At 74.6% G+C, this 19,032-nt stretch carries 18 protein-coding genes; 7 read left to right on the top strand and 11 right to left on the bottom strand.

Annotated features, from left to right (window positions below):
• Positions 1–300 precede the first annotated feature (300 nt).
• The 3 genes from WDV06_RS27370 to WDV06_RS27360 all read right to left on the bottom strand — a co-directional run bounded on the left by WDV06_RS27370 (position 301) and on the right by WDV06_RS27360 (position 2,375).
• Positions 301–660 (bottom strand): hypothetical protein, encoded by a 360-nt coding sequence (locus WDV06_RS27370; RefSeq protein ID WP_395512460.1) that lies wholly within the window; start codon positions 658–660, stop codon positions 301–303.
• A 112-nt stretch (positions 661–772) separates the two neighbouring features.
• On the bottom strand, positions 773–1,693 hold the full coding sequence (locus tag WDV06_RS27365) for a serine/threonine dehydratase (protein ID WP_395512459.1): 921 nt from the start codon (positions 1,691–1,693) through the stop codon (positions 773–775).
• Positions 1,694–1,733: 40 nt separating this feature from the next.
• Positions 1,734–2,375: a TetR/AcrR family transcriptional regulator gene (locus WDV06_RS27360; RefSeq protein WP_395512458.1), complete on the bottom strand. Its 642-nt coding sequence runs from the start codon at positions 2,373–2,375 to the stop codon at positions 1,734–1,736.
• Positions 2,376–2,576: 201 nt separating this feature from the next.
• Here WDV06_RS27360 and WDV06_RS27355 point away from each other — a divergent pair, with 201 nt between their 5' ends.
• From WDV06_RS27355 to WDV06_RS27340, 4 genes are all read left to right on the top strand, one after another.
• Complete coding sequence (locus WDV06_RS27355) at positions 2,577–4,265, top strand: ricin-type beta-trefoil lectin domain protein (RefSeq protein ID WP_395512457.1); 1,689 nt, start codon at positions 2,577–2,579, stop codon at positions 4,263–4,265.
• 219 nt (positions 4,266–4,484) lie between these two features.
• A complete protein-coding gene (locus WDV06_RS27350; protein ID WP_395512456.1) occupies positions 4,485–4,667 on the top strand; it encodes a hypothetical protein in 183 nt (60 codons plus the stop codon).
• Positions 4,668–4,951: 284 nt separating this feature from the next.
• Positions 4,952–6,541, top strand: a complete 1,590-nt coding sequence (locus tag WDV06_RS27345; protein WP_395512455.1) for a molybdopterin-dependent oxidoreductase — start codon at positions 4,952–4,954, stop codon at positions 6,539–6,541.
• A gap of 70 nt (positions 6,542–6,611) precedes the next feature.
• Complete coding sequence (locus tag WDV06_RS27340; RefSeq protein ID WP_395512454.1) at positions 6,612–7,682, top strand: alpha/beta hydrolase; 1,071 nt, start codon at positions 6,612–6,614, stop codon at positions 7,680–7,682.
• A 48-nt stretch (positions 7,683–7,730) separates the two neighbouring features.
• Here the strand turns inward: WDV06_RS27340 and WDV06_RS27335 are convergent, their stop codons facing one another.
• Positions 7,731–8,225, bottom strand: a complete 495-nt coding sequence (locus tag WDV06_RS27335; protein WP_395512453.1) for a cytochrome P450 family protein — start codon at positions 8,223–8,225, stop codon at positions 7,731–7,733.
• Between the two features lie 184 nt (positions 8,226–8,409).
• On the bottom strand, positions 8,410–9,162 hold the full coding sequence (locus tag WDV06_RS27330; protein WP_395512452.1) for a class I SAM-dependent methyltransferase: 753 nt from the start codon (positions 9,160–9,162) through the stop codon (positions 8,410–8,412).
• A gap of 281 nt (positions 9,163–9,443) precedes the next feature.
• Between WDV06_RS27330 and WDV06_RS27325 the strand changes: the two genes are divergently transcribed.
• The gene (locus tag WDV06_RS27325; RefSeq protein ID WP_395512451.1) at positions 9,444–10,187 is read left to right on the top strand and encodes a TetR/AcrR family transcriptional regulator; all 744 of its coding nucleotides are present in this window, start codon (positions 9,444–9,446) and stop codon (positions 10,185–10,187) included.
• 5 nt (positions 10,188–10,192) lie between these two features.
• Here the strand turns inward: WDV06_RS27325 and WDV06_RS27320 are convergent, their stop codons facing one another.
• A complete protein-coding gene (locus WDV06_RS27320; protein WP_395512450.1) occupies positions 10,193–11,242 on the bottom strand; it encodes an enoyl-CoA hydratase/isomerase family protein in 1,050 nt (349 codons plus the stop codon).
• Between the two features lie 156 nt (positions 11,243–11,398).
• On the opposite strand from WDV06_RS27320, the gene WDV06_RS27315 reads away from it, so the two are divergent.
• Positions 11,399–11,980 (top strand): hydrolase, encoded by a 582-nt coding sequence (locus WDV06_RS27315; protein ID WP_395512449.1) that lies wholly within the window; start codon positions 11,399–11,401, stop codon positions 11,978–11,980.
• On the opposite strand, the gene WDV06_RS27310 is transcribed toward WDV06_RS27315, so the two are convergent.
• The 4 genes from WDV06_RS27310 to WDV06_RS27295 form a co-directional block, all read right to left on the bottom strand.
• Entirely contained in the window at positions 11,952–12,461 is a 510-nt protein-coding gene (locus WDV06_RS27310; protein WP_395512448.1) for an ATP-binding protein, read from the bottom strand. The two genes, WDV06_RS27315 and WDV06_RS27310, sit on opposite strands and share 29 nt — an antisense overlap.
• A gap of 41 nt (positions 12,462–12,502) precedes the next feature.
• Entirely contained in the window at positions 12,503–12,859 is a 357-nt protein-coding gene (locus WDV06_RS27305) for an STAS domain-containing protein (RefSeq protein ID WP_395512447.1), read from the bottom strand.
• 155 nt (positions 12,860–13,014) lie between these two features.
• Positions 13,015–14,826 carry an ABC transporter ATP-binding protein gene (locus WDV06_RS27300; protein ID WP_395512446.1) on the bottom strand — a complete coding sequence of 604 codons (1,812 nt, stop codon included), beginning with the start codon at positions 14,824–14,826 and terminating at the stop codon, positions 13,015–13,017.
• A 157-nt stretch (positions 14,827–14,983) separates the two neighbouring features.
• Complete coding sequence (locus WDV06_RS27295) at positions 14,984–16,816, bottom strand: glycoside hydrolase family 15 protein (RefSeq protein ID WP_395512445.1); 1,833 nt, start codon at positions 16,814–16,816, stop codon at positions 14,984–14,986.
• Positions 16,817–17,052: 236 nt separating this feature from the next.
• Between WDV06_RS27295 and WDV06_RS27290 the strand changes: the two genes are divergently transcribed.
• Positions 17,053–18,672, top strand: a complete 1,620-nt coding sequence (locus WDV06_RS27290; RefSeq protein WP_395512444.1) for a serine/threonine-protein kinase — start codon at positions 17,053–17,055, stop codon at positions 18,670–18,672.
• Between the two features lie 180 nt (positions 18,673–18,852).
• On the opposite strand, the gene WDV06_RS27285 is transcribed toward WDV06_RS27290, so the two are convergent.
• Positions 18,853–18,984: a hypothetical protein gene (locus tag WDV06_RS27285; RefSeq protein ID WP_395512443.1), complete on the bottom strand. Its 132-nt coding sequence runs from the start codon at positions 18,982–18,984 to the stop codon at positions 18,853–18,855.
• Positions 18,985–19,032 lie beyond the last annotated feature (48 nt).

Here is a 19,032-nt window from a genome sequence, read left to right as displayed (position 1 = left end):
GCCTTCGTGGGAGCTCCGGCCGTGGCGCCGGAGGGCGGTGCCCCAGGCTGTACGCAAGCGCCGGGCGCGTCAACGCGGCAGGAAGTCCCGCTGGCCGGGGGGACCCGGGTCGCGGGGCCCGGACGGCTGCCGCGGGGCCGCCCGCCGGGAGGCCCTTGAACTGGACCGACCGGCTCCGGCGCGGGCGCTGCGCGCCGGAGCCTCGGCACGGGCCCGGCAGGCGGCTCCGGGGCAGGTTTGACGCCTTATCGACGGCCGCCGCCGGGACGCGCGCGGGCACGGGTGCGCCGGGAAGGGGGGCTACTTCATGTGGTATTGGGCCTTTTCGGCGAGCTTGCCGTCCTTGAAGCAGAAGCGGAGCACCTCCTCGGAGGCCTTGTCGTCGCTGGAGACGTACCAGGCGCACACGCTTCCCGCCGGCTCGGCGGGACCGCCCTCCTTCAGGGCGCTCTTGACGAAGCTCTCGCCCGAGGGCAGCTTGGCGCGGACCTCGCCCTCGGGATCGCCGACGCGCACCGACGCGTACACCTTCGGGTCGACGAGCGTCTTGTCGGCCACGTCGAGCATCTTCCCCACACCGAGGAAGAGCGCGGCGAGGAGTCCTATGCCCAGGACCAGCGCCACTCCGCAGCCGATGAGACAACCCTTGCGCTGAGCCATGACCCGTTCCTCCGTGCCCTCGTGTTCCTGCTGACACCGGGGAGCCTCGCAGGGGGCGGGACGGGCGCGCCGTACTCGAAAGTCGCGCGCCGCCGCGACGTTCGTCGCCGGTTCAGAGGTCCGCGGGGTCGGTGTTCGCACCGCACAGGACGACGGCGACCCGCTCGCCCGGCGGCCGCGGGGCGGTGCGCACGGCCGCGAGGGCGGTCGCGGCCCCGGCCTCGACGACGATGCGGTGCTCCTCCCACAGGGCGCGCCGGGCCTCGGTGATGGCCGCGTCCGGGACGAGGACGGACACGGCGTTGTCACGGCGGGCGGCGGCGAGGGCGTCGGCGGAGACCCGGGTGGCTCCCAGGGAGTCGGAGGCCACGGAGTCCACCGGGACGTCGACGGGGCGGCCCGCCTCCAGGGCGGCGTTCAGGGCCCGGCAGTTCTCCGGTTCGGCCGCGACCACCCGTACGCCGTGCGCCCGCGCGGCGGTGGCGACGCCCGCGAACAGCCCGCCCCCGCCGACCGCGACGACCACCGTGTCCAGGCCGGGCAGCGCGGCACGGATCTCGTCGAGCAGGGTTCCGGCGCCGGCGGCGATGAGCGGGTGGTCGTAGGCGTGGCTGCTCAGGGCCCCGCTGTCGGCGGCGAACCGGCGGCAGGCCTCCAGGGCCTCGGCGTAGCGGTCGCCGACGAGGCGGACGTCGGCGCCGTAGCCGCGCAGCCGGTCCACCTTGACGCGCGGGGCGGTGGCGGGGAGGAAGACGGTGGCGGGCACGCCCTGGGCGCGGGCCGCCCAGGCGCAGGCGAGGCCGGCGTTGCCGCCGGAGGCGATGGTGACGCCGGCGGCCGGAAGGGCTCCGGCCTCGCGGTGGGCGGCGAGGAAGTTGTGGGCACCGCGGGCCTTGAAGGAGCCGGTGTGCTGGAGGTGTTCGAGGGCGTACCAGAGGCCCTCGGCGGCGGGCGCGACGGCCACCGGCCGGATGGCCCCGGCCGTGCGGTCGGCGGCGGCGCGGACGGCGGCGTAGTCGAGCTGCTGTTCCATGGCGGGCGGCCTCTCTCGTGTCGGGGGGTGCCGGGGCGGCTCAGGTGGCGGGCCGGGCCGCGGCGATGAGCTGGCGCAGGGCGCCGTAGTAGACCTCGTGGTCGGTGAGCGGGGGCAGCAGGTCGGCGGGGGCGCCCCCGAGCACCGGGAACTCCGCCGGGTCGAGCGCGGCGAGCACGGCACGGGAGGCGGCCGTGGCCCCGGCCGGGTCGCGGTGGTCCACGAAGGCGGCGCTGCCGAGGGTCAGCAGGTACATCCGGCGGTAGACGGTCATGGCCTCGGCGCGGCTCATCCCGGCGGCGAGGCTGTCGGCGAGCGCGGGTTCGGCGAGCCGGGCCAGCAGCTGGCGGCCGAGCCACGGGCGTCCGCCGCGCAGGAGGAGCAGGCCGGGGTGGGCGGTGAGCAGCCGGTAGAAGGCACCGAACCGCAGTTCGGCGGCCTCGGCCCAGTCGGTGCCCGGCGGGACGTCGGGGAGCCGGGCGGCGAGGTGCTCGGTGCACAGGTCGATCAGGCCCGCGAGGTCGGTGCAGCGGCGCTGGACGGTGGCGTGGGAGACGTCGAGGCGCTCGGCGAGCGCGCGGAAGCTCAGGGCGGCGGGGCCTTCCTCGTCGAGGATGCGCAGGGCGGCCACGGCGATGGCCTCCGGGGTCGCCCGGTCGAGGGCCGCTGATCTTCTGGGCATGCGATACACCGTATCATCCAGCGTCACATACGACGTATCACCCTGTCTCCGGCCGCACGGACCCCGACACGGGTGCGGGCGACGGCTGCGGCCATATTGCTGGTCATCGGGCCACCACCCCCGACCGGTGTTGACAGCGGGTAGTCGCACCGCTGCACTGAGGCACGATCCCGTCGGTACGCACCACGCCAAGGAGACCCCGTGCCGCCTCGCCTGCGCGCCTCACTCCCCTGTCTGACCGCGGCCGCCCTGCTCGCCCTCGCGCTCTGCCCCGCCCCGGCGACGGCGGAGCCGACCGCGACCTCGGACACCCCGCTCGCCCTCACCCCGCCCATGGGCTGGAACAACTGGGCGCACTACATGTGCGACATCGACGAGGCCAAGGTGGTCGCCAACGCCGAGGCGCTCGTCTCCAGCGGCCTGGCCGCCAAGGGGTACGACACCGTCACCGTGGACGACTGCTGGATGCTCCGGCAGCGCGACGCGCGGGGGAACCTGGTCGCCGACCCGGTGAAGTTCCCGCACGGCATGGCCTGGCTGGGCGATCACCTCCACGCCAAGGGGCTGAAGTTCGGCATCTACGAGGACGCCGGCTCCCTCACCTGCGAGCGCTACCCCGGCAGCGGCGCCCCGGAGGGCGGCGGCGCGGACCACTACGACCGCGACGCCCGGCTGTTCGCCGCGTGGCACGTGGACTACGTGAAGATGGACGGCTGCAACCTGTGGGTGCCGCCCGGGAAGACGAAGGAACAGGCCTACCGGGACGCGTACAACTCGGTGGCGCGGGCGCTGCGCGACAGCGGGCGCGCGATGGTCCTCTCCGCCTCCGCCCCCGCCTACTTCCAGCAGGGCGAGTGGGGCGGCTCGGACTGGCACAAGGTCCTCGACTGGGTGGGCGAGACCGGCCAGTTGTGGCGCGAGGGCAAGGACATCAAGGTCTACAAGCCGGCCGCGCCGCAGACCTCACGCTGGAGTTCGGTGCTCGGCAACTACGGCTACAACCGCTGGCTCGGCCGGTACGCCGCCCCCGGCAACTGGAACGACCCCGACTTCCTGATCGCGGGCGCCCCGGGGCTGACGGACGCCGAGAGCCGCAGCCAGGTGGGGCTGTGGGCGATGATGGCCGCGCCCTTCATCCTGTCCTCCGACGTCGCGGCGCTCAGCCCCGGGGGGCTCGCGGCCCTGGGCAACACCCGTCTGATCGAGCTGGACCAGGACCCGCTGGGCCGCCAGGGCGCGGTCGTCTCCTCCGACGCGGTCTCCGACGTGCTGGTGCGGCCGCTGGCGAACGGGGACCGAGCCGTGGCGGTGCTCAACCGCTCCGGGACGGACCGCGAGGTCTCCGTACCGCTGGCGGACGTCGGGCTGCCGGCCCCCTGCGCGGTGGACGCCGTGGACCTGTGGACGGGCAAGCGCACGGAGGCGGGTGACGCGCTGACCGGGCGGATCGCCGCGCACGACACGGCGGTGTGGCGGCTCACCCCGCGCGGCGGCTGCGCCGAGGCGGTGCCCACCGGGCAGATCAACGGCCTGGGGGCGCGGTGCGCCGACGGGGCGAGCACCAGCGGCGTCGGCGCGGTCGTCCTGGCCGCCTGCACCGCCGGGGGCGACCAGCGCTGGACCCTGGGCGGCGGCGGGCGGCTGAGGCTGGCCGGCCAGTGCCTCACCGCGGGTGGCGGCGGGCTGGTGGAGCTGGCCGACTGCGCGCCCGGGCGCCGGGCGGGGCAGAGCTGGCGGCACCGGCGGGACGGGTCCCTGGTGGAGGAGGCGAGCGGGTCGTGCCTGACGGCCCCGGCGGCCCCCGCGGCCACCGACGCCCCCGCCGAACGGCTGCGGCTGGCCGCGTGCGGCGACCACCGGGCGGACCAGGCCTGGTCGCTGCCCGTGTGACGGTGCGGTGCCCGCCGGGCCGTGCCGTCGGCCGCGGGAGGGAGACGTCCTTCACTCTTCCGGGGGAATCGCCCGACGGGCGGCCCCGGCCTGCACGAGCGCTGGGTTCACTGGCCGGAGCGGCCGGGGCGGGCCAGGGGGGCGGCGCCGGAACGATCCGGCGGCCGCCCCTTCCGGCGCCCGCGGGCCGGCCCCGAGAGCCGACAGGAGTGCACCGAGATGGACGAGAACGCACAGGAGCGGCCCCGGATCCCCGCCCCCCAGGTCCCCGCCGGGATCACCGACGGGGTGGTGGAACTCCGCAAGCGCAGACCCTCCGCCCCGGCCCCCGACCGCCGCGCGGACCCCGAGGAGGGCGGCGCCGGCCCGAATCCGGTCCCGGACGCGGTGGGAGGCACATGACGCCGCCCGGGGCCGCCGCTGCGCCGCGCGGCCGGGATGCGCGCAGCGCATGCCCAGCCCCGCCGGCGTGTGAGGCGCGGGCGCGGTAGCGCCGTGCATGGAGCCGCGCCCGGCGGTCGAGGGGCGGAAACGGTGAAGGGGCGGGGCGGGGACCGGCTCCGCGCAGCGGTACCGGGAGGACAGGCGGCGCAGGGGCCCGCGGGGCTATGTTGACGGGAGAGGCCGCCGCCGCGGGCGTGTCCGGGGCGCTACGGGGTCGGTTGCCGCCGGCGTGGAGGTGGGTCATGGCATCCGTACGGGCGGACCCCGCACACCGCGGGGGCCGGACGGCGGCCGGCGCGGCCGCCGGACTGGCCGCCGCCTTCGCGGGCCTGGCGGCGGCCGAGCTCACGGCCGCCTTCGTCCGGCCGGAGGCCTCCCCGCTCGCCGCGGTGGGCGGGGCCGTCGTGGACCGTACGCCCACCGCGGTCAAGGAGTGGGCCGTCCGCTCCTTCGGCACGTCCGACAAGCTGGTCCTGACCCTCGGCATCGCCGCCGTCCTCGCCGTGCTCGCCGCCTGCGCCGGGATCCTCGCCGTACGGCACCCGCGCCCGGGCTGCGCGGCCGCCGCGGCGGTGGGGCTGCTCGGGGCGGCGGCCGCACTCAGCCGCCCCGGGGCCGGGTGGAAGGACGCCCTGCCGTCCCTGGTCGGCTCGGCGGTGGCCGCCGGGGTGCTGTACCTGCTCGTCACGGCCGTACGGCGGCCCCGTCCCGCCCAGGGCCGGCCCGCGGGGACGTGGCCGATGGACCGGCGCGGCTTCGGCCGCCTCCTGACGGCCACCGTCGCCGCCTCGGCCGTCGCCGGATACGCCGGCCGGCGCCTCGGCGCCCACGGCTCGGCCGGAGCCACCGCCTCCCGGGCCGGGCTGGTCCTCCCGGCCCCGGCCGTGCCCGCGCCGCCGGTGCCCGCCGGCGCGGACCTGCACGTGCCCGGCGTGGGCCCGTTCCTCACCCCCGCCGCGGACTTCTACCGGGTCGACACCGCCCTCGTCGTCCCCCGCGTCGACGCCGGGGCCTGGCGCCTGACCCTGCACGGCGACGGGGTCTCCCGGCCGCTGACCCTGACCCTGCCGGAGCTGCTCGCCCGGCCGCTGACCGAGCACGACATCACCCTGTGCTGCGTCTCCAACGAGGTCGGCGGCCCGTACGTGGGAAACGCCCGCTGGCTCGGCGTGCGCCTGGCCGACCTGCTGCGCGAGGCCGGGGTGCGGCCGCCGTCCCGGGGCGGGCCGGCCGACCAGCTCGTGGCGCGTTCGGTGGACGGGATGACGATCGGCACGCCCGTCGAGACGGTGATGGACGGCCGGGACGCGCTGCTGGCGGTGGGGATGAACGGCCGGCCCCTGCCCTTCGCGCACGGCTTCCCGGTCCGGATGGTCGTACCGGGCCTGTACGGGTACGTGTCCGCCTGCAAGTGGCTGACCGAGCTGCGGCTGACCACGTTCGCCGCGTACGACGCCTACTGGGTGCGCCGCTCCTGGGCGCAGCAGGCCCCCGTCAAGACGCAGTCGCGGATCGACACCCCGCGCCCCTCCGCGAGGCTCGCGGCGGGACGGGTGGCGGTGGCCGGGGTGGCGTGGGCGCAGCACCGGGGGATCGCCCGGGTGGAGGTACGGGCCGACGGCGGGCTCTGGCACGAGGCCCGGCTCGGCGCGTCGGACGGGGCCGACGCCTGGCGCCAGTGGATGTGGCCGTGGGAGGCGGCCCCCGGGGAGCACACCCTGGAGGTCCGCGCGACCGACGGGCGGGGCGACGTCCAGCCGCAGGAGCGCCGGGGCACCCTGCCCGACGGGGCGACGGGCTGGCACTCGGTCACGGTGAGCGTGCACGCGTAGGGGCTCCGGGACCGTACATTGTGGTGGTATACCGCGTATACCACCCCATACCCGTTCAGGAGCCCAGGCCGTGGAGCTGACCAGTACGTCGTTCCTCGTCACGCTGATCGCCGTCACCGCGCTGGCCATGCTCCTGGCGCTGCTGCTGTGGAACCGGGTGCCCGGTCCGGCCGTGCTGCGGTGGGTGGCCCGGGTGCTGATGATCGGGGTGTGCCAGCTGACGGCCATCGGCGTGGTGGCCGCCTGGATCAACGACGGCTACGGGCTCTACGCCTCCTGGGACGACCTGCTGGGCACCGGCACCGGCGCGAACGCCTCGGCGATGACCGGGCCCCCGCCCGGCCGGGCCCGCTTCACCCCGGGGGAGAACGGCACGCGGAGCACGTACTTCCGGGGCAGCCACTCGAAGCTGGCCGGCCAGGTGGTCGTGTGGACCCCGCCCGAGTACGACGCCCCCGGCGCGCAGAAGACCCGATTCCCGGTGCTGACGCTGCTGCACGGGTATCCGGGCACCCCGCGTTCCTGGATGGAGCTGGGGTCCATGCCGGACGCGCTGGAGCAGCTGGTGCGCCTGGGCGCGGCGCACCCGTTCATCCTGGTGATCCCGGAGCTGTACCCCGGCGGGGTGAACACCGATTGCACCGACACCCCGCAGCGCAAGATCGCCACCTGGCTGGCGCAGGACGTACCGGACCTGGTGCGGAAGAACTTCCGCACCCTGCCGGAGCCGGACGGGTGGGGACTGATGGGCGTCTCGACGGGGGCGTTCTGCGCGGCGAAGCTGCCACTCCAGTACCCGAAGGTGTTCCGTGCGGGCGCGGCCCTGGACCCGGACCCGCTGACCGGGGATCCGCAGGTGCTGCCCGATCCGGTGCTGCGGGAGCACAACAGCCCGATGTGGCTGGTCGGCCACGCCAAGGGCGCGGACGTCGGGCTGTTCCTGGCCACCTCCGCCCAGGACCGGGACAGCCCGCCGCAGCAGCTGGCCGCCTTCAGCCGGGCGGCGCAGGCCGGCGGGGTCCGGGTGAAGACGCTGGTCCGCCCGGCCGGGGGCCACAACTTCCAGACGTGGACGGGGATGTACCCGGACGCGCTGGGCTGGCTGAGCACGGAGCTCTCCGCTCCCGCCGGCCCGGCGTAGCCGCTGCACCGGCTTCCCGAGCCGGACGGGGAGCGCCTCGACGCTGTTTTACGGCGGCCATGACCTCGGCCGGGGGATGTCGGTGGAGATGATAACGGTGTGGGAGAGGGCGTGCAGGCGGCCCCGGTGCTCGGGGTCCATCCCGAGCAGCTCGCATATGACGGCCATGGGGAGCGGCAGGGCGAAGTGGGTGCGCAGGTCGGCGACGCCGTCGGCGGACTCCTCGGCGGCCCGGGCGAGGCCGTCGAGGAGTTCCCCGGTCAGCTCCTCGACGCGCGGGCGCAGCCGTTCCACCTGACGGGCGGTGAAGGCGTTGCCGACGAGGGAGCGCAGACGGCGGTGGTCGGTGCCGTCGGCGGTGTGCATGCCCTGGGCGTTGGCGAAGACCCGCAGCGGCCAGTCGGCGGGAACGCTCCCGTCGTGCAGTCCGGGGAAGTGCCGGGAGTCCTTGGCCACGTCGGGGTGGGCGAGGAACTCCTTCAGCGCCTCGTGTCCGAGGACGACGGCTCCGGGCACCCCGCCGGGCAGGACCACCCCGGCCACGGCTCCGCCGGCGCGCGCAGCCGGGCGTTGAGGGCGTGCGGGCAGCCGCCGGCGGGGTCGATGACGTGGGCGTCGGCGGTGGTGTCGGGTCTGCGGTCGGGTGACAAGCCGGCTCTCCCGGTCCGTACGGTCGGTTCGCGGCCAACAGTGCGGCCCGGAGGCCGGGTTGTACAGGGGTGTGCCGTCAGCGGGCGGCGGGCGCCGGGGCGGGGCGGCGGAAGAGGGCCGTCCAGAGGAAGTCCTCACCGAAGTGCGGGGAGCCCTCGGTTTCGGCGCGCATGCGGCGCAGCTCCCTCTCCTCCAGGCCGGAGAAGATCCAGCGCAGGGACTCGGCGGTGTAGGCGAGCCCACCGCCGAGGCCGCCGCGCCGGTAGTGCTCGGCGTCGGGGAGTTCGGAGCCCATCGCACCCGACGCGAAGCAGGTGAGGCCGAGGTGGCCGCCGGGGGCGAGGACGCGTTCGAGGAGGGCGAGGTGGCTGACGCGGCGGTGCGGTGGCAGGTGGTGGAAGCAGCCGGAGTCGTAGACCAGGTCGTACGGTCCGCCGAGTTCACCGGAGGCGGCGAGGGCGAAGGCGTCGCCGTGGTGGAAGCGGATGTCGGCGCCCGCCTCCCGGGCGCGCTCCCCGGCCCAGGCGAGGGCCGTCGGGGACAGGTCGACGGCGTCCACCTCGAAGCCCAGGGAGGCGAGGTGGAGGGCGTTGCGGCCCGGGCCGCAGCCCAGGTCGAGGGCGCGGCCGGGGGTGATCAGGCCGCGGTCGAGCCAGGAGACGAGGTTCTCGTCGGGTTTCGCCACGAAGAAGGGCACCGGCTTGTCGCGGTCCGCGTAGAAGCCGTCCCACCACTGCGCGCCGTCGGCCGTCCAGCGGTCCGCCCCCGGCGCGAACAGTCCGTCCAGCAGGATGAGCACGTCTTCCACCGAGCGTATGTTCCGGTCCATGAACTCCCCTTTCCCGAGGGGGGATTCTATCGAGTTCGACCACGTCACCGCAGGTCAGAGGCCTGACGCGGAGGCCCTGTACGGCCGTCTGCACGCCGCCGGGGACCTTTCCGGCCGCCTGCCCCGCGCCCCTGCCGCGCACCCGCGGACGCCCCCGCACAGCGCCTCCCGAGGGGTGCCACCGGGCGGGCCGGAGGGGGTTTCCCGAACGGATCCGACCGACTCGCCATCCGCCTGTACGCATGATGCGTACAGCGTGCGCAGCGCGGTAGGCTGGCGGCATGTCCTCCTCAGAGCAGCAGAGTTCCGTGCCCGTCCCCTCCGTGTGGACCCGCCCCCGCCGACAGAAGGAGCAGCCCGCGCTCAGCCGGGAACAGATCGTCGCGGCCGCCGTGCGGCTGCTGGACGCCGAAGGCATCGAGGCGCTGAGCATGCGCAAGCTGGGCTCCGAGATGGGCACGGCGGCCACCTCCCTCTACCGGCACGTGGCCAACAAGGACGAGCTCATCGAACTGGTGGTGGACGAGGTCTACGGCGAGCTCGAACTGCCCGACACCACCGGCCCGGACGGCTGGCGCGAGGCCCTGGCCCACAGCGGGCACAGCCTGCGCGGCATGGTCCTGCGCCACCCCTGGGTGGCGTCCGTCCTCGGCCAGGTGGGACTGGCGCACCTGGGGCCGAACCTGATGCGCATGTCGGAGCGGATGCTGGCGATGGCCCTGGCGGCCGGGTTCCCGAAGGACGAGGCGGACCTCGCGATGAAGGCCGTCATGTCCTACGTGCTCGGCGCGGCGACCAGCGAGGCCTCCTACCTCTCCCTCCTCGCCCGCAGCGGCAAGAGCGAGACCGAATGGCTGGAATCCCTGGCGCCGGCCTCCCAGCAGGCCCTGGAGGAGCACCCGCTGACGCAGGACCACGCCGCGCCCTGGAAGGGCAGGGACCCGGCGCGGCTGCGCGAGGAGAACTTCGACTACGGACTCCAGCGGGTCCTCGACGGCCTGGCGACCCGGCTCGACCGGAGCTGACCCCCCTACGGGAAGGTCAGTTCAGCGCCCTCGCCGAGCGGGGCGAAGAAGCGGTCCACCGTCGCCGGGCGGACCTGGACGAGGGCCGCCGGCGACCAGCGCGGCCGGCGGTCCTTGTCGATCACCTGGGCGCGGATGCCCTCGACGAGGTCGGGGGCGGACAGCGCGGCGCTGGAGACCCGGTACTCCTGCTCCAGCACCCGCTCCAGGGAGTCCAGCGCGCGGGCCCGGCGCAGGGCGGCGAGGGTGACCTTCAGCGAGGTCGGGGACTTGGCGTGCAGGGTCTGCGAGGCCTCGCGCGCGGCGGGCAGACCCGTGGCCAGCAGCCGCTGGTGGATCTCCTCGACGGTGTCGGCGGCGTAGCAGTGGTCGATCCACTCCCGCTCGGCGGCCAGCGGCGCCTCGGGGGCGGTGGCCCCGCGGAACTTCTCCAGCACCTCGGCCACGGGGGCGGCCATGAGCTCGCGGGTGAACTCGTCCAGCCAGTCCGACGGGAGGTAGTGGTCGGCGAGCCCGCACAGGACGGCGTCGCCCGCGCCGACCGCAGTGCCCGTCAGGGCCAGGTGCGTGCCGAGTTCCCCGGGGGCGCGCGAGAGGAGGTGCGTTCCGCCGACGTCGGGGACGAAGCCGATGCCGGTCTCCGGCATGGCGACCCGGGAGCGCTCGGTGACGATCCGGACGTCGCCGTGGGCCGACAGGCCGACCCCGCCACCCATCACGATCCCGTCTATGAGGGCCACGTACGGCATGGGGTAGCGGGCGATGCGGGCGTTCAGCCGGTACTCGTCCCGCCAGAAGGCGAGGGAAGCGGTGGTGCCGGCCTTCGCGTCGGCGTGGATGGCCCGGATGTCACCGCCGGCGCACAGGCCCCGCTCACCGGCCCCGCGGAGCAGCACCTGCCGGACGGCGGGGTCGTGCTCCCAGGCCGTCAGGGCTTCCGTGATCCGCAGGACCATGGGGTGGGTGAGGGCGTTGAGCGCCTCGGGGCGGTTGAGGGTGATCAGGCCCGTACAGCCGTCGGTACCGATCTGAACGGTCTCGTCTTCGGTCTTCACAGCGCCAGTATGTCGGGCCCGGCGGCCACGGAAGATCGTTTCTGACGATCTTGTCATGTCTGGCCGAATCCGGGCCGAAACGCTGCCACCGCCGCGGCCGGGACCCGGCAGACTGGGCCGGCACCCGCACGACGACGCCACGAGGAGCCCGCCCATATGACCGCTTCCGCCCTGAACCTCGACCCCGGCACCGCGCTGGTCCTGATCGACCTCCAGCGGGGCATCCTCGCGTTGCCCACCGCCCGCCCCGCCGACGAGGTCCTCGCCAAGGGCATCGCCCTCGCCGAGGCCTTCCGCGCGCACAAGCTGCCGGTGGTCCTGGTCAACGTCGCCTGGTCGCCCGACGGCGGAGACCTGCCCACCACGGAGGTCGACCGTCCGGGACCCGCCACCGCCCCGCCGCCCTCGTTCTCCGAGATCCCGGCCGAACTGGCGGCCCTGGGCGACGTCACCGTCACCAAGCGCCACTGGGGCGCCTTCACCGGCACCGAGCTGGACCTCCAGCTGCGCCGGCGCGGCGTCCACCGCATCGTGCTGGCCGGCATCTCGACGAGCATCGGGGTCGAGTCCACCGCCCGCACCGCGTGGGAGCACAGCTACCGGCTGGTCTTCGCCGAGGACGCCACCGCCGACCTGGACCCCGACGCGCACACCCACACCTTCGAGAAGATCTTTCCGCGCATCGGCCGGGTCAGTTCCACCGCCGAGGTCATCGCCGCGCTGGACTCCCTCCGCTGAACCCCGCCCGGTCCCTCCCCGCGGGCGGACACCGGGTCCCGGGCGGACAGGGCACCTCCAGCCAGACGCACTTGCCGGCCGCCCCCGGGCGTGAGCCCCACTCCCGGGCCAGGCGGTCCACGATCAGCAGCCCGTACCCGCCCGGCCACCCGGCCCCGGCCGACCGGCGCCGACCGCCGCCGGAGCCGGCGGGGACGGGCGGTGCCGGATTGATGTCCGTGACCTCGATCCGCAGCCGCTCCGGCGTGCAGTCCAGCACCAGCGCCCCCGCCCCTCCCCCGTGCAGACAGGCGTTGGCCACCACCTCCGACACCAGCAGCACGACGTCCTCGGCCGCCTGCCTCCCCTCCGCGGTGGCGGCGGGCAGCCAGTGCCAGGCGGTCAGGGCGCGGTGGGTGAAGTCGCGGCTGCGCGAGACGGGGTCCGCGAGCCCGTCGAGGACCAGGAGCCAGTTCCGGCGGGCCGGCCTGCGCTGTTCCATGGCCCCGCTCCCCCTCTCCCTTCGCTCCTCGCCCGGCCGGGCTACGCGCCCAGCGCCTGTTCCACGTCCTCGTGGACCGGGAAGACCCCGTCCGCCCCCGTGATCCGGAACATCCGGGCGACCGGCCCGCCGAGGCCGGCCAGCTCCAGGGAGCCGCCGGCCTCGTGAAGGGCGATCCGGCCGTGCAGGAGCGCGTTCAGGCCGGTGGAATCGCAGAAGCGCAGCCCCGACATGTCCACCACCAGCCGTCCGCCGCGGACGGCCGCGGCGTCCAGGGCCTGCCGGAGGGGTTCGGCCGTGTCGTGGTCCAGCTCGCCGCCGAGCGTGAGGAGGACCGCCCCGTCCACCGTCCTCACCGCGACGCTGAAGCGTTCGTCTTCCGTTCCCGGCATCACCATGCGGCATCACCCTTCCCGCGCTTCCTGCGCCTGCCCCGGTCCCGGCGCCCTATGCATGCATACCCCTTCCACCGGCCCACGGGGACGCGCGCGGGCCCGCGGGTCCGGTGCGACACCCCTTCGACCCGCCGCACCGGACCCGCGGGCCGGACGGCCTAGACCAGGTCGGCCCGTGCCGGGGCGTCGTCGAGGAAGCCGCCGGACTGGTGCCGCCACAGCTTGGCGTACGCCCCGTCGGCGGCGAGCAGCTCGTGGTGCGTGCCCTGCTCGACGATGCGTCCGCGGTCGAGGACGACGAGCCGGTCCATGGTGGCGACCGTGCTGAGCCGGTGCGCCACCACGAGCGCCGTCCGCCCCTCCATCAGCCGCCACAGCGCGTCCTGGACCAGGATCTCGCTCTCGGAGTCCAGGGCGCTGGTGGCCTCGTCGAGCAACAGGACGGGCGCGTCGCGCAGGATCGCCCGGGCGAGGGCGACCCGCTGGCGCTGTCCGCCGGAGAGCTTCACCCCCCGTTCGCCGACCATGGTGTCGAAGCCGTCGGGGAGGGCGTCGGCGAACTCGGTGACGTGCGCCGCCTCGGCCGCGCGGCGGATCTCGGCGTCGGTGGCGTCCGGGCGGGCGAAGGCGATGTTCTCGCGCAGGGTGCGGTGGAACATGGCCGGGTCCTGCGGTACGTAGGCGATCAGGCCGCGCAGGTCGGTCTGGGAGATCCGGCTGATGTCCTGGCCGCCGATGAGGATCCGGCCGGCGTCGATGTCCGTCATCCGCAGCAGCAGCCGGGTGAGCGTCGTCTTGCCGCCGCCGGAGCGGCCGACCAGGCCGATCTTCGACCCGGCGGCGACGGCCAGGTCGAGGCCGCCGAAGAGCGGCTCTGAGCCGCCCGCGTGGGTGAAGCGCACCCCTTCGAAGGAGACGTCGGCGGCCCCCGCTCCGAGCGGTTCCGGGCGCGCCGGGTCGAGCACCTTCGGCGGGGTCAGGAGCAGTTCGGTGAACTGGGCGGCCTCCGTCATCGAGCTCTCCAGGCGGCGGTAGATCTGGTTGAACTCGAACATGATCCGGGTCGCGTTGCTGTAGTAGCTGAAGGCGACGACGACCGCCTCCACCCCGTGTCCGCTCCCGACGAGCGCGACGGCGAGGAACAGGCCGAGCGCGTTGGTCAGTACGGACATGGGGGCGACCACGGTGTCGATGCGCAGGTTGCCGTAGTCCCAGGAGCGGAGCATGAGGCGGCGCGACTCCGCGACCCGTGACCGGTGTTCGGCGGCCTCGCGTCCTTCGGCGGCGAACGCGCGCACCGTGTCCATGTTCATCAGGCTGTCGGCGACGTGGCCGGACACCCGGGCGATGGCCTCCTCCCGCTGGTCGACGAGGGCCTGGCGGCGCCGGATCAGGGGCGCCACGCCCACCGCCGTCACCACGATCATCACGAGCAGCCCGACGACGAGCAGCGGGTCGTAGTGCCAGAGCACCACGGACCCGAACACCAGGGGCACGAGCCGCCCGACGACGTTGAAGGTCAGGGCGTCGACGAACTCCTCGAAGCGGGAGGCGAAGCTCAGGACCCGTTTGGTGAGCGAGCCGGCGAAGTTGTCGTGGAAGAACGCGGCGTCCTTGGCGAAGAGTTCATCCAGGCCGATCACGTACAGGCGCTCGACGCCGAGGGCGTCGACGCGGTTGAGGCAGTGCAGTCCGAGGCGCCACATCCCCTCGGAGAGGAGGAGGACCGCGGCGAATCCGGCGACGTACGGGAGCATGGCACCCGTTCGGGTGAGGCCGCCGTCGGAGATCCGGCCGACGAGTTTGGCGACGATCAGCGGCGCCACGTAGTTGATGCCGGTGTTGCCCAGCGCCGGGAGCAGCATCGCCGGGGCGGTCCAGCGTTTGAGGCGGGCGAGCTCCCGGCCGTAGTGACGAAGGGCGAGGACCACCGAGCCCCTGCTCGGCGGATGTGTGGATGGTTCTGGCATTCCCGTACCAACCCTGCTGTGTCGGACCGTCAGGCAAGGTTCCGCAGTGTTCCGCAAGGGCGCCCGTACGGTCCATGCGTTTTTGGGCCGGTACGGGCATCACGCACTGTAGGGGAACGGACGCACTGCGCGACAGGGTGCCCCGGCCGGGCTCCGCTCAGCCGCCCGACCGGTCGAGCTCCTCGTCGAGCGCGAGCGCCGCGGCGATGAGCGCCAGGTGGGTGAAGGCCTGCGGGAAGTTGCCCAGTTGCTCCCCCGTGGGCCCGATCTCCTCGGCGAACAGCCCTACGTGGTTGGCGTACGTGAGCATCTTGTCGAAGGCGTACCGGGCCGTGTCCAGCCGTCCCGCGCGGGCGAGGGCGCCGACGTACAGGAAGGTGCACAGGGAGAAAGTGCCCTCCTCGCCGCGCAGTCCGTCCGGGGACTCCCCCGGGTCGTACCGGTGCACCAGGCTGTCGGAGACCAGCCCCGCCTCGATCGCGTCGAGGGTCGACAGCCAGCGGCGGTCCTTCGGGGAGAGGAAGCCGACGGAGGGCATCAGCAGGAGGGAGGCGTCGAGCACGTCACCGTCGAAGTGCTGGACGAACGCGCCGCGGCGCTCACTCCAGCCCCGTTCCATGATCTGGTGGAAGACGGCGTCGCGTGCGGCGGTCCAGGCGGCCACGTCGGCGGGGCGGGCCAGTTCGGCGGCCAGCCGGATGCCCCGGTCGAAGGCCGTCCAGCACATCAGCCGGCTGTAGGTGAAGTCGCGGCGGCCGCCCCGGGTCTCCCAGATGCCCTCGTCGGGGCGGTCCCAGGAGCGGGCCAGCCAGTCGAGGAGGTCGCTGAGGTTGCGCCAGCCGTCGTACCCGGCCAGCTGGGCCACGTCGGCGGCGTGGGTGAGGGCGTAGACGGCCTCGCCGTAGATGTCGAGCTGGAGCTGCTCGGCCGCGCCGTTGCCGAGGCGCACGGGTGCGGACCCCCGGTAGCCCTCCAGGTGGGCGAGCACCTCCTCGGCCAGGTGCGGGTCGCCGTCGACCCGGTACATGATCTGCAGGGGCTCCCCGGTGACCGTCCCGCCCTGGTGGACGCGGGCCCCGAGCCAGCGCCGGAACGCCTCGGCCTCGTCCTCCAGGCCCAGGTCGATCAGGGCCTTCACCGACAGCGACGCGTCGCGCACCCAGGTGTAGCGGTAGTCCCAGTTCCGCTCCCCGCCGATCCGTTCGGGCAGGCCCATGGTGACGGCGGCGACGGGGGCGCCGGTGGGTGCGTACGTCATGAGCTTGAGGGTGATCGCCGACCGGTGGACCATCTGCTGCCAGCGCCCCCGGTAGCGGCTGCGGCCGAGCCAGCGGTGCCAGTGGTCGTACGTGGACCGGAACGCGCGGCGGAGTTCGGGGGCGGTCATCGGCTCCGGGGGTGCGGCGGCCGGGTCGTGGCAGACCGTCAGCACGGCCGCGGCGAGCCCGTCCTGTTCCAGCTCGACCTCCCCCCGTACGCCCGTCCCGTCCTTCCGTATCCGCACCGCTCCGCCGACCTGGAGGAACGCCGAGACGTCCGGTCCGCCGAACCGGGCGGTGTCCCCTTCCACCGTCAGAGCGTGGCCCGCGCGCCCGTAGTCGAACGCGGGCCGGCACTCGATCGCGAACCGGACGGTGCCCCGGGTGACGCGCAGGATGCGGATGATCCGGTGCCGGTCGGGGGGCGCCTCGGCCTCCCCCAGCGGCATGAAGTCGACGACCTCGCCGACCCCTTCCTCGGTCATGAACCGGGTGACGAGGACGGCGGTGTCGGCCAGGTACAGCTGCCGGGTGACGGCGCCACGCCCCTCGGCGGCGACGGCGAAGTACCCGCCGCGCTCGTGGTCGAGCAGGGAGGCGAAGAGACTGGGCGCATCGAAACGCGGCGCGCAGAACCAGTCGATCACCCCCTGGGACGAGACCAGCGCGGCCGTCCGCAGGTCCCCGATCAGCCCGTGGTCCCCGATCGGCGGATATCGGCGTCGACGCATGGGCCTCCCTCCACAACCACGACCGCCCCCCTCCCACGCTACGGTCCCCCCCACCGCCGGGCACCCCGTGCCACCCCGCCCCGCCGCACGCGCCTCTCTCGGAGGACGACCCCGCGGACGCCGGCCACCGGTTACGATCCTCCTTCCAGGCCCGCCTGGACGCCTCCGGCCGACCTGGGGCGCCACCCGGCCCCGTCGCGTCCCAGTCACAGAAGGGGAACGGACGTTCCGTGACCATGGCTCGCTCCGACGGGCGGGTGCAGCCAGCCCGCCCCGGCGACCCCCGGCGGGTCGGCCCCTATCGCATCATCGGCCGCCTCGGCTCCGGCGGCATGGGCACCGTCCACGCCGCCCTCGACCCGGCGGGGCAGCGCGTCGCGGTGAAGGTCATCCACGCCTCGCTGGCCGAGAACCCGGAGTTCCGTGCCCGCTTCCGCCGCGAGGTCCAGCTGTCCGCCCGGGTCCAGGGACCGTGCCTCATACCCCTGCTCGCGGCCGACCCCGAGGCCCCCGCACCATGGCTGGCCACCGCCTACGCCGCCGGCCTGACCCTCGACCGCCACCTCGCCGCCCACGGCCCCCTCACCGGCGGCACGTTGTGCGCCTTCGCGGCGGGCACCGCCGAGGCTCTCGCCGCCATCCACGCTGCGGGGGTCGTCCACCGGGACGTCACACCGCAGAACGTTATCCTCACCCCCTCCGGGCCCCGGATGCTCGACTTCGGCATCGCCCATGCCGCCGACGGCACCTCCGTGACCCGGAGCGGCGTCATGACCGGTACGCCCGGCTGGATCAGTCCGGAGCACTACCGCACCGGCGCCACGGGCCCCGCGGGCGACGTGTTCGCCTGGGGCATGCTCGTCGTGTACGCCGCCACCGGCCGAGCTCCGTTCGGCACCGGCGCTCCGGACGTGGTCGCCTACCGCGTCATGTCCGCCGAACCGGACCTCGCCGGCCTGTCCGTGGAGCTCCGCGGGATCGTGATGAGCGCCCTCGCCAAGGACCCGGCCGCCCGCCCCACCGCACGCGCGACCGCGGACGCCTGCGCCGGCCTCTTGGCCGCCCGGCCCACCGAGGTCGTGCGCCGGGATACGGCGCCTACCGTCATCGGGAGTCCCTTCGGGGCGCAGTGGTCCGTACCGGCGCCGTTCGATCCGTCCTGGCCACCGCCCTCCCGCGTCGGCACGCGCATCGCCGCCACGCTGGTCACCGGGGCGGTCATCGGCGGGCTGGTGGGCGGGGGCCTCGCCTTCCTGGCCGACGGCACGGGTTCCCCGTCCGCCACTACCGCCGCCTCCCCGGCCACGGCCACGCCCGCCACCGGCGCGCCGCCGACCCCGACGGGCACCGAGCCCCCGCGGCCGACACCGGTCGACGGCAACGAGGCAGCGCAGGCCGCTCCTCGGCCCGAACCCGGCACCGCCGGGGACGGCGCCGGCGATGCGGGCGGCCTGCAGCCCACGCGAGCGGGCCTGGCGGCCGCACGGATCCCCAGTACCGACCGTGAAGAGGTCCGCATGGCCACCGAGACGGTCCACCGGCTCTTCGGCCAGTGGAACGGTGACTCCCGTCCGGTGTACGACCCCCGGTACATCGATGACGCGAACACCAGCATCGGATTCGCCCCGGACGAGCGCGTGATGTACGTGTGGGCGACGAAGCCCGAATGGAGCCCGGCGACGCGTGAGGAATGGGCGGCCACCGCCGCCGGTGTGGCCTGCGACGCGCTCCGCGCCGAAGCACGCAGCCGCACCGGGTGGCCCTATGCCCGCTACGCGGTCGCGGTCGTCGACAGCGACGACGACCCCGGCCCGCGGTTCCTCCGTTGGGGCACGGCCCGGACCTGCGGGGGCTGAACCGCCCTCGAAACTCGGCACCGCCGCCCTGGCGGAGTATGCGTGCGCCACCCCGACAGGGTGGCCGGACAGCCGGTACGAACTCCGGTCTTGCCCCCTTGAAGAGCTGCCTCCCTCTCGGGCGGCCCCCAGCTCGGCGGCGGCTGCCCCGGCGCAGCCGCGGGGGGGTCCGCTGCGCGGTCATCCGCCGGTGGGGGCCGTGTCCGCGTCCTGGCGGGAGCGGCGGCGGCGCAGGCGGTACGCGGCCACTGCGGCGGCGGCTCCCGCGAGGAGTGCGGCGGGCCACGCGTAGCCGGTCCGGTCCTTACCCATACTCTTATTAAAATCATAAGCTGCCAACCAATATATTATTATTTATAA

It is taken from the genome of Streptomyces racemochromogenes (assembly GCF_044129415.1).
GTDB lineage: Bacteria > Actinomycetota > Actinomycetes > Streptomycetales > Streptomycetaceae > Streptomyces > Streptomyces racemochromogenes_A.
The sequence above is the reverse complement of the archived record's forward strand: the minus strand, read 5'-3'. Positions and strand labels throughout refer to the sequence as shown.